Genomic DNA, 13230 nt, shown 5'->3' on the forward strand with positions numbered 1-13230 from the left:
AGTTGAGTGCTAAATTGTTGCATTCCCCCAAAAAGCTGTTAAGATATTAATTGAAGGTCAGGAAAGGTCAAACAAAGATTTGAATTACTGGCCGGTCTTAATAGCCAATTAAATTTTGAGAGGGGATTGTTAGTATGGCTAATACTTTAATGAATCGGAACGACTTTGGTATGATGGATCCGTTTGAACGGTTGGCACGTAGTTTCTGGACACCATTTGAAAATATGGATCAGGTCTTGAAGACGGATATCAGTGAAACTGATGACCAATATCAAGTTAAGGTTGACGTCCCAGGCATTGGCAAGCAAGATGTTAAGCTCGACTATCGCGACAATGTCTTGTCGATCAAGGTTCAAAAGGATAGTTTCGTGGACCATGAAGACGAGCAACAAAATGTTGTGATGAACGAGCGTCATACTGGCACGTTGCAACGTCAATACATGTTACCAAACGTTGCGGCGGACAAAATCAGTGCATCCCAAGCAGACGGCGTCTTAACCATCACGTTGCCGAAGACGCAAGCAAGTGACGATAATGGCACCATTGAAATTCAGTAATTAACTAGTCCCACTAAAAAAGGCACCATCGCATTTTGGCGGTGGTGCCTTTTTTAGCTTTAATGAGTGCCGTGCGGAAGGCCAGAAAATTCAAGTAGTCCTAAAGTTAGCAGTACTAGCCAATTGCCATGTATTCTAAGTCGATTAGTGCCGAGGTTAAGCGTTAGTTAAGGCGATACTGGTAGCTCAGCTTGCCAATAAATTACCCGGAAATACGACTTTATTTCCCGGGAAATAATTGTCACTACCTCGCCCAAAGTGTGATAAGCTATTTATCGTGATAACACTTACTGAAAATTAGTAACACTAGATTTGGAGATGACGAGCGTGGATGACGCAGAACGCGAACGTGGACCATGGCATCGTAATTTAATCGTTTTATGGTTCTGTACGTTCGTTGCTGGGATGGCATTCAGTGAAATTATGCCGTTCTTATCATTATTTGTTAGTCAGTTAGGTGATTTTACCAAGGCCCAAGTGACCTTTTATAGTGGCTTGGCGTTCGCGGCCGACTACGCGATTTCGGCAATTTCAGCACCGTTGTGGGGCATTATTGCGGATAAGAAGGGCCGCAAGATCATGCTACTGCGGGCGTCCTTTGGGATGGCGGTTGCTATGGGGCTGATGGGCTTAGTCACGAATGTGTGGCAGCTGATTGCCTTGCGGGCGTTACAAGGGGTCTTTGCTGGGTTCATTTCAAATGCTCAGGCTTTAGTGGCGTCGCAAGCACCGCGTAAGTATAGTGGTCGGGCATTGAGCACCTTGATTACCGGTGCGGTCAGTGGTCAGTTGTTCGGTCCCGTGATTGGGGGCTTCTTGGCCCAACTGTTTTCAATCCGTAATACGTTCTTCATTACGGCCGGCCTATTGCTAGTGGCCTTTTTGTTGAGCCTCTTCTTCGTGCAAGAACACTTTAAACCTGTCGAGCATCATCGCAATCCTGGCGATAGCCGCAATCCGTTGGCGGCGTTTCAAAATCCCCGGCTGATCATTATGATGCTCTGTTCGACCGCCATTGTTCAATTTGGGAATGCATCAATTGCGCCCATTATTAGTCTGTATGTGCGTGAATTGATGCATTATAAAGGACCCATCACGGTGGTGGCCGGAATTATTGCCGCCTTGCCAGGAATCTCAAACATCTTTTCCGCACCGCGACTGGGCCGTTATGGTGACCACCACGGCTCGGGTAAAGTCCTGTTATTCGGCTACATTTTTGCGGTGATCATGTATTTCCCACAAGGCATCGTCACCAGTGTCGTCGCATTAGGGATTTTACGGTTTGCAATTGGGATTTCTGACGGGGCGCTATACCCTGAAATCCAAACGGTCTTGACTAAGAATACGCCAGTTAATTTAACATCCACGATTTTTAGTTATAATCAATCGTTTCAAGCCATCGGTAATATGCTAGGTGCCTTATTAGGGGGCTTAGTCGCCGGCTGGTTCAATTACAATGCGGTCTTTATTATGACAGCGCTCTTACTACTGATCAACTTAGTGCTGATTTTGTGGCTCGTGCCTGGTATCTGGAAGACTGGCGACCGGGTCGCCTCTTAACGTGAATCAAGCAGTATGTTGACAGCGAACGCTGCCGACTCGCTGTTGCAGTTAGTCTGTTTGGGGCTAACTGCTTTTTTAGATTCAGAACCATCAATTCGATTCTGATGGGTTTGGGGAGGGTGTGATGCGTTAGTTAGCGGAATTGTCCATAGCGTTCAAGTGACAACACTGATTGCGTCCTCACCCGTGAAGACGAGTTGCATTCATTTTAAATTGGGTGTAACCTTTGTTTCATGGATATCGAAATAAACCAACAAAATCAAGAAGATCAACAACGGGTCGCAATTTTCAAGGCGTTGGCAGATGATAATCGGTTACGGATCATTCGCGTGCTGTATCAAGCACAGCGGGAAATGACTTGCGGAGAAGTGGGGGCGCAATTAAACATTAGCAAGTCGACCGTTTCCTATCATTTCAAAGCGCTACGCTTAGTGGGACTGACGAATACGCGCCGTGAAGCGCAGACGAAGTATTTGTCACTGCAACGGGCGACCTTTGACCATTTTTTGCCAGGATTTTTGGATTCTCTGTAATTTTTTTGGGCTCTTAGTTCGACAAATATCGAATAACGACATAGAAAGAAGATATTAGGATATGACAACGACTCATCAACATAGCCGCTACTTGACGCTGGGCATGATTTTGGCGGCAACTAATATGCGGCTGCCCATCACCATGATGCCAGGGCTTATTAGCAGTTTGAAACGAACGCTGGGACTGCCGAGCTCAATGGCCGGCCTGCTGACGACAATTCCATTACTGACTTTCGCGGTCATGTCACCGTTGATTGCGCACTGGGGGCGCCGGTTTGGTAACGAGCTGACGATTTATGTGATGCTGATTTTTCTGGCCCTTGGCAGTTATTTGCGGGTCATTCCAACCATCGCGGCACTGTTTATCGGAACGCTATTAGTGGGCATTGGTGCTGACGGTGGCAATGTTTTGATCCCGGCAATCATCAAGGATAACTTTCCAACTAAGATCCCAGTGGCAACAAGTCAGTATACATTGTCGATGCTGCTAGTCGGCTCACTTGGGACCGGTATTTCTGGCGTACTAGCCGCACACTGGTCTTTGCCGGCAACGATGGCGGTACTTTCAGTGATTGGGCTGATTAATCTGGTCGTCTGGTTGCCAAACTTGAAGTACAACCATCGGGAACCAGTAGCGACAAATGATGAGCAAGATTCGACAGTCGTGACGCACGGTTCGGTGTGGGGACGGCCCTTAGCGTGGGTCGTGACCGCCTTCTTTGGCCTCCAAGCTTTAGTTTATTATTCCCTGTTGACCTGGCTACCAACCGTGTTCACCGCCCATGGCTTTTCAACGATTGTCGCGGGTAATTTGGTGACGATTATGCAATTGAGCGGGCTACCGATGTCCTTTATCGTTCCCACAAGTTCGGGTAAACGACGCGGCGTCTTGGCCATGATTTGGGTCGTTGGAGTTGGCTTTATCGCAGGTATCGGCGGCATTCTGATGTCAGGGACCAGCTTTGGGTGGTCAGCCTTATGGTGCATCCTACTCGGGTTGGGCTCCGGTGCAGCCTTCAGCTTGGCAGTCGTCTTCTTCACGCAAAAAACAACGAACGGCTTTGAAACGGCCGACCTTTCGGGGATGGCTCAATCAGCCGGGTACCTGTTAGCTGCGATCGGGCCAGTGCTTTTCGGTTGGCTCGGTGGTCAACTTGGCTGGGCGCCAGTGTTGTGGCTCGCCATTGGTTTCTCGGCACTACTCGCGTTAGCTGGGTCGATTATTTTCCGGCATGATAGTATTTATGACTAATTAGCTGTAAACGGTCATTTAGATGGGAAAACCTGTCTGAATGGCCTTTTTACTTGGCGTATACGTTTCGCCAGAACTAGATATTGGTCGGTCGTTTGCTCAGCGAGCGCGGGTCATTTCACCGGCAAATAAAAAAAGTGATATTTTTGAGAACTTTACAGTTGCCTTAGAGCTACTCTAAGGGGCTAAACTAATCAGTATTCAATCAAGGAGGTCACGATTTTATGGCGATTATTCAAATTTTGACGGTCGTCGTAGTGGCGATCATTGCGGCGACACTGGTTGGCGATCCAACCAAGCAGCGACAATCCAAATCAGTAAAGGGGCAAAAATAACATGGCAATTCTAACATCAACTTATCAGTTAGCAAATGGCGTCCAGATTCCAAAAGTGGCGTTCGGGACTTGGCAAATTCCGGGTGGCGACACCGCTTATCAAGCTGTTCGAGCAGCACTTAAAGCCGGTTACCGGCATATCGATACCGCACTGGCTTACCGAAATGAAGCGAGTGTTGGTAAGGCGATTCGCGATTCAGGGATTCCGCGTGAACAGATTTTTGTGACGACCAAGTTACCCGCAGAGACGAAATCTTATCAGGGTGCGTTGGCGGATTTTGATGAATCATTGAAAAACCTCGGCCTGGATTACGTTGACTTGTACTTAGTGCACGCACCGTGGCCATGGAGTCAAGTTGGACGTGTCTATGATGAAGCTAACCTGGAAGTGTGGCAAGCCATGGAAGTCATTTATGACAGCGGCCGTGCCAAGGCAATCGGGGTCTCAAACTTTGCGGTTCGCGATTTAAAGAACGTCCTCAAACAAGCGACGGTCGCACCAATGGTCAATCAGATTCAGTACTATCTTGGTTTTACTGAGCCGAAGATCACACAATTCTCAGAAGACCATGATATGTTGGTCGAAGCGTATTCGCCACTCGCAACTGGCGGCGTACTGGATAATCCGCAAGTGCAAGCATATGCCGATAAATATGGGGTCAGCGTCGCTCAGTTAGCGCTACGGTTTGTCTTGCAAAATGGGGTCTTGCCATTACCTAAGGCGGTAACACCTGCGCATATCACTGCGAACACCCAATTGGACTTTACGATCAGTGACGCGGATATGGCGGCGTTGAACGCCTTGCCGGATGCTGCGGGTGTGTACATGCACAATCCAACTCAGGGCTAACGGGCAAAATGTTTGACCATGCTTGGGGCTCTGGGAGTAAACTAAGTAAGAATAATAATTAAACTAATAATGAGGAGCGATTTGATGACAACGATTAATGCAGTTAATGCAGGAACGTACGCGTTTGATGACCAGTTTAAAGTTAATCGGCTGGGTTATGGTGTGATGCAGTTGACTGGACCAGGTACCTGGGGCCCTTACGCGGATCCGGAAAATGGGGTCAAGGTCATCAAGAAGGCGTTGGAATACGGCGTCAATTTCTTTGATACGGCCGATTCATACGGGCCATGGTATGCTGACCGGTACTTAGCAGCTGGTTTGAAGGATGCTGCCAACCGGGACAAAATCTTTATTTCTGATAAAGTCGGTCAGACCCGCCAAGGTCCCAACGTTTGGACGCCGCATGGTGAACCACATTATTTACGGCAACAAGTCGAAGTTTCAATGATGACATTAGGACTCGACCACGAAGATTTGGTCTTCCTACATCGGATCGATTCGCACTTCTCGATTGCCGAACAAGTCGGTGAACTCAAGAAGATGCAAGATGAAGGCAAAATCAAGCATATTGGGTTGAGCCAAGTCACGGTTGAGCAAATCAAGGAAGCGCAAAAGGTTGCCAAGATCGATGCCATCGAGAACTTGTACAATGTTTCTGACCATCGTGACGATGACGTGGTCGACTACGCCGCATCGCAAAACATGGCCTTCTTACCATGGTTCCCGTTAGCGACTGGTGAACTAGCGCAGCCAGGGAGTGCCCTCAGTACGATGGCGCAGAAGTATCAAGTTAGTCCAGCCCAAATTGCGTTAGCTTGGTTATTAAAGCGTTCAGACAATATCCTGCCAATCCCAGGGACGAGTTCCATCGAACACTTGCAAGATAATGTGGCGGCTGCCAACGTTGAACTATCAACGGCTGATTTCAATGGCTTAAGCCAATTAAGTAACAAATAACACGAATTAGAGCCGGGTCTGCTCCCGGCTCTTTTTTATGCGAAAACGTCAAGTCTTGAATTTAGGTGAATGGCCGGTTAAACTGGATAAACATGACTGATTTGATTTAATTTTAATGAAGAGAAAGAGGACTGAGTAGATGAGTGCACGAATTAAGAGTGACAACCCAACGATTTATTTAGCTGGACCATGGTTCACGGCCGGCCAACCAGAACGACTAGCTAAGATTGAAAAATTGATGGACGATTTAGAAATTACTTATTACAGTCCCCGGCTCGATGGAATCGATTTGACGCCGGATGCGACCGAAGCGGACCGGAATGCGGTATTTGCGGATAACGTGGCGCATCTGAAACAGGCCAAACTAGTGGTGGCCGTTGTTGATGGCTTTGATACCGGGACGATTTGGGAGACAGGTACGGCGTATGGCTTGGATATCCCAGTTGCTTACTATGGCGAAACCCTGGCAGAAGGGACATTCAACGTCATGTTGGCGAAGTCAGGCAAGGCCGTCGTTGAAAATATGGCCGATTTAAAAGCCTTTTTGCAGGACCCAACGTCGGATGCCTTCCAATATACCGGCACGATTCGGTAATCACAACGAAATCGCATACCAACTAGACTGATTGGTCAAAAATCAATCCGGCTAATCGGTGGGGTGCGCTACCGATCAGAGTAGCCCTATAGCTAGTAGCTAAAACTGGCGGTACTGTCCGCCGCGGATTTAAGGCCGACTAATCGACTGCCAGTACCCATGATAATAGCGTTACAGCGACGCCAAAATGGCCGTTTCAGACTCGAATCTGAAACGGCCATTTTAATTATTAGAACCGCGTGCATTGTAGCCATCAAGCCGCAATACTACTTCCAAGCAAGTAAGCAGTGACTGTGACTACTAGTGATTACTTAGCTGGCAAGATTGGTTTGATCGTATGGGTGGCTTCGTAAGTGTGGGCGAAGGTCGATGCAGCCTTCATGGCATTGACCACCTCGCGTGGGGTGACTTTGAAAGGCATGTTCTTCATGGTTTCGTCAGGCATCGTTGCCATCTTACCAATTTGCAGCATTTCTTCATCGGATAATTGATCGAGATGGGTCGCCTCTAGCGTGATTGGTAAGCCAAGGGTCAAGTAGAATTCAATGTAGCGATTGAGTTCTTCGTGTGAAGTACCCTGTAATACGAGTTCAACCATGGTACCAAAGGCCACTTTCTCGCCGTGAGTCAAATGATGGACGTCGCCCTTAACGGCGGTGAAGCCATTATGAATGGCGTGGGCAGCCGCTAAACCACCATTTTCAAATCCGAGCCCAGAGAGTAGGGTGTTGGCTTCGACGATGGCGTCAAGTGCCGGCGTTACAATGTGTTGGACGTTGGATTCTACGGCTTCATAGGCGTACTTCCAAATGACGCGTTCACATTCGGCCGCAATTGCCCGACCAGTAAAGGTAGCAGCACCGTTGCCCATCGTTGTGCCGTGGGATTGCGCGGTCGCCTTTGCTTCAATATTAGTGGCCATCGCGTCAGCAATCCCAGAGATAAGTGTCCGGACTGGCGCGTTAGCGATGACTTGCGTGTCCATTAAGACTAAGTCGCTGTGACGTTGGTAGAACTTGTATTGGTCGAAGCTACCTTCCTCAGTATAGAGCACTGATAAGCCAGCGGTTGGTGCATCCGCTGAAGCCGCAGTCGGCGCGATGACTAACTTGGCACCCACTTCTTCAGCGATCCCTTTACTAGTATCGAGAGTCTTGCCGCCGCCGAGACCGATAATAATATCGTTATGGTTATCCTTGGCAATCTGTGTGATCCGCGCGATTTCTTGAACTGAGGCTTCACCATTAAAGGTGACCCGTGTGACGTCAAAATCGTGTTGACTCAAGTAAGTCGCGAAGTCTTCACCGACGATTTTCCAAATCAGCGCGTCGGCCATGATCAACGGATGGCTCCCGAGGGCGTTGATATAGCTTGCGGAATGTTCCAAGAGTCCGGCACCTTGAATATACTTATCGGGGCTAACAAACATTAAATCTTCACTCATGATAAATTTCCTCCTCAAAATCGGATTGGTTGATAACTAATTTAAGACACTGTTTGGTAACACGGTCAGCGGGGAAATGGAGCGGCGGCTGATAAAACGGTGCGCTGGCCCAAGTGGGGATGAGTGTCAACGCGTGCTGGCCTGGGTTACTTAACACTTATAGTTTATGGTAGCGCTTACACAATCCGCAACGGACAGAATTGAAAATGTGTCCGCGTGGCCATGATGTGAGCCGCTGAATGCCGCTAATAAACTGGAATGAAGTCGCGCGCTAGACCGGTTTGACCTACGTTTGGCCTGTGCGCAATGCTGGAATTTTGTAAACCTTAAATTGGCCTAAAACGATGTGTTTAGTTGGAGAAAATTCATCAATTGGTGTTACGCTGTAGGCAGTGACTGGTTGACTAGCGCAAATATTAAGAAAGGTGCAAGAAAGTAAAAATTTTCAGTTCAAACTGGACAATCACTATCCAAGTTGTATAATGTACTTGTAAGCGTTATCAGAACCTAATACCTATTTTGGGGGCGTTATTTATGGTTAAAAGTAAAGCAATTATGATTGGTGCCGGGCTATCGAACATGGCTGCGGCGGTCTATTTGATTCAAGATGGTCATTGGGACGGCAAGGACATCAAGTTCTACGGTGTCGATATGCACGGTGCGAACGATGGTGGTGCCACGACCGATTTTACCAATGAGTATTGGAACAAGAATCATCCGATGGAAAACACGACGGGGTATGTTGCCCGTGGTGGTCGGATGCTGAATTACCGGACGTACGTTGACTTAATGGATTTGTTGGACCGGATTCCATCGGTAACTGAACCGGGGATGACGGCGGCCGAAGATACGCGTGACTTTGATGCTAAGCACCGGACCTATGATATTGCACGGTTGATGCAAGGCGGAAAGGGCATTATTAATGCGGGTAAGTTAGGGTTCAACAACAAGGATCGGACCTTACTCACCAAGTTGATCATGATGCCAGATAGTGAAGAAACGAAGCTCGACAACGTTTCAATTGCCGAATACTTCAAGGATGACCCACACATGTTCCAGACGAATTTCTGGTATATGTGGGAAACGACTTTTGCTTTTAGAACCCAAAGTTCTGCCCAAGAACTGCGGCGTTACATGCACCAAATGATTTATGAATTTACGCAAATTGAACACTTAGTTGGGGTTAACCGGACGCGTTACAACCAATTCGAAAGCATGATTTTGCCACTGATCAAGTATTTGCAAGGGCAAGGCGTCACGTTCATCGACAACAAGATCGTCAAGGATTGGCAGTTTAAAGACACGCCAATGCAAGATGAGATTACGGTCACCGGTTTAGTGATTGAAGATGCTCAGACTGGTGAGACCGAAGAAGTCGAAGTGGACGACGACACCGCGGTCATCTTTACGAACGGTTCGATTACCGATTCTGCCACGATGGGGGACTACAACACACCGGCGCCTGAAAATATGGATTATGGTGTCAGTGCTAGTCTCTGGAAGAAAGCGACTGAACGTTTCTACAACTTGGGGACGCCAGACAAATTCTTCAACGATCGCAATGCCAGCGAATGGGTCAGTTTCACGTTGACGACCAAGAATCATTTATTCCTCAACGAAATCGTGCGGATCACGACACAGGAACCTGGGAATGCCCTGAACTCCTTCTTGTCGACGACGCCAATCACACCGTTGAATCAAAAGGATGTCAACATGTCGATCGTGGTGCACCATCAACCACACTTTACGACTCAGCAGCCAAATGAAACGGTTCTCTGGGGCTACTTCTTATACCCACGGCGTCAAGGTGAGTTCGTTAACAAGCCGTATATCAAGATGACGGGGAAAGAAATGGCACAAGAATTGATTGGTCAACTGTCGAAGGTCGACCCTGGTCCTGGCAACATCAAGGATAAGGAAAAGGAAATCTTGGACAGCATTATCAACAATATTCCGGTATACATGCCATATGCCTCAGCGTTGTTCAACAATCGGGCCAAGTCAGACCGGCCAGAAGTCTTACCAAAGCATTCAACGAACTTAGCCTTCACTGGTGAATTTGCGGAACAACCATACCAGATGATCTTCACGGAACAAAGTGCGGTTCGTTCTGGTGAAATTGCCGCTTACCACTTTGCTGGTGTGCCAATGGATAACTTGGTCAAGACACCGCGGTATGACAAGGATCCAAAGACCTTGCTCAAGGCGACTAAGAAGATGTTTGACTAATCAAACTAGTACCAGGTAGTCGCTTGCCGGTGCTAACCATTAAAAATGAAAATGCCACTCGTGCTGAGCTTAATCAGTCACGGGTGGCATTTTTGGCATGCTGCATTGGGGGCTACAGCATGATTTAGGATTGAGCCATTAAGGAATTGCGGTGGTTCGAGTCAGCGCTACCAGCTCAGCTAAAGTTTTGCAGATGCTTTGATACTAGTTTTGTGAGTCGGATGGGCTGCTGTTGGCTTTAACGGTGAGTGCTTTTTAGCGGCCAGCTTCGTCACTTTCTTGGTGGCTTTCGGGGCCGCTTTTTTAGTTGCTTTCGAAGTTACTTTCGGGGCAACCTTTTTCGTCACTTTTTTCGTGATGTTCTTGGTCGCTTGCTGGTTGGTTCTCTTAGCGGCCTTCTGCATGGCCTTCCGAGTGACCTTCTTAGTGGTCTTTTGAATGGCCTTTTCGGCGGTTTTTGTCGAGGAAGCTGGTTTGATGGTCAACTTGGGTACCCGTTTAGTGGCCTTGGTTACGGTCTTATTGGCCTTCGGGTGCGTCGCTTTAGTTGTAGCCTTGATGCTGGTCTTAGGATGTTTGGCGACTAAGGTGATCTTTTTGGCGGTTGGGGCTGCCTTACGTGCTGGCGTCCGTTTGTTAGTCGCGCGTTTAGTGGCTTTAGCATTACGCTTAGGGGTTGGCTTAGTTGTGGCTTTCGGCTGAGCTGCTGGTTTCGTCAAATCGGCTGTTTTGACCCAACCGAGAACTTTGCCGTGCTTGCTGATGAGCGTGTAGGCCGTGGTCGCATGCTTGCCGGTGGTTAGGATAATAGTTTTGGTCGCGGTATAGGTCGTTTTGGGTGCAATTTTAGTTTTTGCGGGCGTCGTGGTGGCACTGGCGCGGTCAGCGGCAAACTGAATCGTAGTCAGCGTGGTAGCGTGTTGCACATGCACTGAAGTGGTGCGAAAATGACTCACTTTGTCTAAGGGATGCGTCGTCTTTGGGGTCGCAGTTGCAGCGCGGGCCGAGGTTGCTCCGACAAACGGTGTGGCGGTGAGTGGCAAAGCTAAGGCTAACGTTGCAACGACTGTGGTTAATTTTTTCATGTCAAGAATCCCCCTAAATTGAAACTTATTTTTGAATCGTCGCCAGTTTAGCACCACCATGGGAATGCAACAATTAATCTGGTAAAAAAAGATGGCAAAAGGACGGTCGTTTACAATTCAGGATAAAAACCTGATAACAAACTAACTGATTAACGGTGGTCGCGTTGCTGAGCAAGACGCAATCGTAACTAGCGAGACGAAATTAGTTATTTTAAGAACGAACGTTCGCATTATAGCGCGAAATTATGGTATGCTAGAACGGTATTTTTCAACGAGAGGGGTGGCAGGATTGCCAGCAGCAACAACCTTAATTACGCCCGCTGAAAATCGCTTTTTCTTATTAAGCGAACGCGCGCGGCGGCGAACAACACTTCAACAAATCAGTGCCTTATTAAGGGCGCACGTGACCGTCAAAGCGGACAGTGACTTTCTGAAGCCGACCGTTCGTAACTTGATTCTACAGGAGCACGCGCAATGGCTTAGCGCTTGTAGTCACGAATGGCAATTACTGGCCAGCTTGCCGTACGTCGTCAATCCAAGTGAGGCACGCCGCGAATGGCATCATTGCGAGCTGTGCCATAAACCAGTTCGGTATGAATATCATGTGCAAAATAAGCATAACCACCGGGAACTGATCGTGGGTTCGGAGTGCGTCAAGAAATTCATGAACGCCGAGACACGGTACCTAATGGTCATCACGACTGAAGATAACTTCTACGCGGTCGCACAGTACCAGACCCTGACGACGGCAATTCCAGTCGTCCCGACGATCATGTTCGCCCAACCGTGGTTGCCACAATTACCGAGCGAGCAAGTCCCACAAGCGCGACAGTTGCGCCAAACGACCACCCAAACTGTGACGACCTATTTACGGCGCAAAACCAAACAGTTGCCATTACAAGAATTGAAGCCGGCGGAGCAAACTTATCGACGGTTGGCTCAGGCTGAACAGGATGCGATTACGACTGCCGAAGAAGCGGCCCACGCACAACTGCTCAAAAATCAACAGCAACGTCAGCAGCAAGCCGCCCAAACCGCTGAACAAGCGGAGCAGGATTTGCGCCAAAGCGCTGCTTATCGCCACTACTTACAACAGTTGGCGGCAATCATCGTGACCCGGCCAGACCGCGCAACGGCCAAGCAACGCTTTGAGCAACTATCCGCGCCAACGACGGAACGGCCACTCGTTAATTCTTATCAGTTTGGTCAAATGGTGACAGAGTATCGGCAAACAGGTCAGATTCAAGTCCGTCGATTAGCGATGCTGGATCACCAATTTGTCACGGAACTCAATCAAGTGACGCAGCAACTAGATGAGCGCCAAACGACCCGTTTTTATGATGATGTCTTCAATAGCTGTTGGGGCTGGCATTATCACCAACAAGCGACTCAGCGCGCGGATTGGGAAAAGCTACTGACAACGCGTTGGGGTCAACCATTATCATTGACTTGGCTCGAACAATTGGCCACACAGACTGATTCTCAGCAGGTTCAAGCTTGGTTATCACAACACGCGGATGCGACGATGAAACGGGAACTTACTCAGCGACTGACGCACCAGCCAGAACGGCAGCCCATTGCTCGAACGCGAATGACACGGACGGAGCTCCGCCAGTTCTGTCGGCGTGAACAGCCGGCTGCAGCCACGTTAGCAGCATTTGAAGCGGCCTTTGACCGGTATTATCAATTACCAGCGGCTCAGCAGGCGACTGCACATGAAACACTGGCTTATTATTATGTGGCTCATCAATATCAAGGTGACCATCAGCGGGCAATGCAGCAGTTAACGTGGTTGCTGAAGTCGTAAATGTTTCACGTGAAACAATGGGG

12 protein-coding genes are annotated in these 13230 nt (G+C 48.4%); 10 read left to right on the forward strand and 2 right to left on the reverse strand.

Features of this window, described 5'->3' with window-relative positions; translation table 11 throughout:
* Window positions 1-134 precede the first annotated feature (134 nt).
* From KGF70_RS04950 to KGF70_RS04985, 8 genes are all read left to right on the forward strand, one after another.
* Window positions 135-557, forward strand: coding sequence for an Hsp20/alpha crystallin family protein (locus KGF70_RS04950; RefSeq protein WP_216767846.1), 423 nt, complete (start codon window positions 135-137; stop codon window positions 555-557).
* Window positions 558-884: 327 nt separating this feature from the next.
* Window positions 885-2117, forward strand: a complete 1233-nt coding sequence (locus KGF70_RS04955; RefSeq protein ID WP_065674438.1) for an MFS transporter — start codon at window positions 885-887, stop codon at window positions 2115-2117.
* A 236-nt stretch (window positions 2118-2353) separates the two neighbouring features.
* The gene (locus KGF70_RS04960) at window positions 2354-2653 is read left to right on the forward strand and encodes a helix-turn-helix transcriptional regulator (RefSeq protein ID WP_003637385.1); all 300 of its coding nucleotides are present in this window, start codon (window positions 2354-2356) and stop codon (window positions 2651-2653) included.
* 61 nt (window positions 2654-2714) lie between these two features.
* On the forward strand, window positions 2715-3905 hold the full coding sequence (locus KGF70_RS04965; RefSeq protein ID WP_105923368.1) for an MFS transporter: 1191 nt from the start codon (window positions 2715-2717) through the stop codon (window positions 3903-3905).
* Between the two features lie 40 nt (window positions 3906-3945).
* Entirely contained in the window at window positions 3946-4086 is a 141-nt protein-coding gene (locus tag KGF70_RS04970; RefSeq protein ID WP_216767847.1) for a hypothetical protein, read from the forward strand.
* Window positions 4087-4241: 155 nt separating this feature from the next.
* On the forward strand, window positions 4242-5090 hold the full coding sequence (locus KGF70_RS04975; RefSeq protein ID WP_216767848.1) for an aldo/keto reductase: 849 nt from the start codon (window positions 4242-4244) through the stop codon (window positions 5088-5090).
* 84 nt (window positions 5091-5174) lie between these two features.
* On the forward strand, window positions 5175-6047 hold the full coding sequence (locus KGF70_RS04980) for an aldo/keto reductase (protein WP_216767849.1): 873 nt from the start codon (window positions 5175-5177) through the stop codon (window positions 6045-6047).
* A 139-nt stretch (window positions 6048-6186) separates the two neighbouring features.
* Complete coding sequence (locus KGF70_RS04985; RefSeq protein ID WP_216767850.1) at window positions 6187-6642, forward strand: nucleoside 2-deoxyribosyltransferase; 456 nt, start codon at window positions 6187-6189, stop codon at window positions 6640-6642.
* A 307-nt stretch (window positions 6643-6949) separates the two neighbouring features.
* Here the strand turns inward: KGF70_RS04985 and KGF70_RS04990 are convergent, their stop codons facing one another.
* Window positions 6950-8086: a glycerol dehydrogenase gene (locus KGF70_RS04990; protein ID WP_003637390.1), complete on the reverse strand. Its 1137-nt coding sequence runs from the start codon at window positions 8084-8086 to the stop codon at window positions 6950-6952.
* 534 nt (window positions 8087-8620) lie between these two features.
* On the opposite strand from KGF70_RS04990, the gene KGF70_RS04995 reads away from it, so the two are divergent.
* Window positions 8621-10315, forward strand: coding sequence for an oleate hydratase (locus KGF70_RS04995; protein ID WP_050337957.1), 1695 nt, complete (start codon window positions 8621-8623; stop codon window positions 10313-10315).
* Window positions 10316-10494: 179 nt separating this feature from the next.
* On the opposite strand, the gene KGF70_RS05000 is transcribed toward KGF70_RS04995, so the two are convergent.
* Window positions 10495-11400 (reverse strand): hypothetical protein, encoded by a 906-nt coding sequence (locus tag KGF70_RS05000; RefSeq protein WP_216767851.1) that lies wholly within the window; start codon window positions 11398-11400, stop codon window positions 10495-10497.
* Window positions 11401-11689: 289 nt separating this feature from the next.
* Here KGF70_RS05000 and KGF70_RS05005 point away from each other — a divergent pair, with 289 nt between their 5' ends.
* Complete coding sequence (locus KGF70_RS05005) at window positions 11690-13207, forward strand: hypothetical protein (protein ID WP_216767852.1); 1518 nt, start codon at window positions 11690-11692, stop codon at window positions 13205-13207.
* The last annotated feature ends 23 nt before the right edge of the window (window positions 13208-13230 follow it).

This window comes from Lactiplantibacillus sp. 7.2.4 (genome assembly GCF_018991185.1).
GTDB classification, from domain to species: domain Bacteria; phylum Bacillota; class Bacilli; order Lactobacillales; family Lactobacillaceae; genus Lactiplantibacillus; species Lactiplantibacillus pentosus.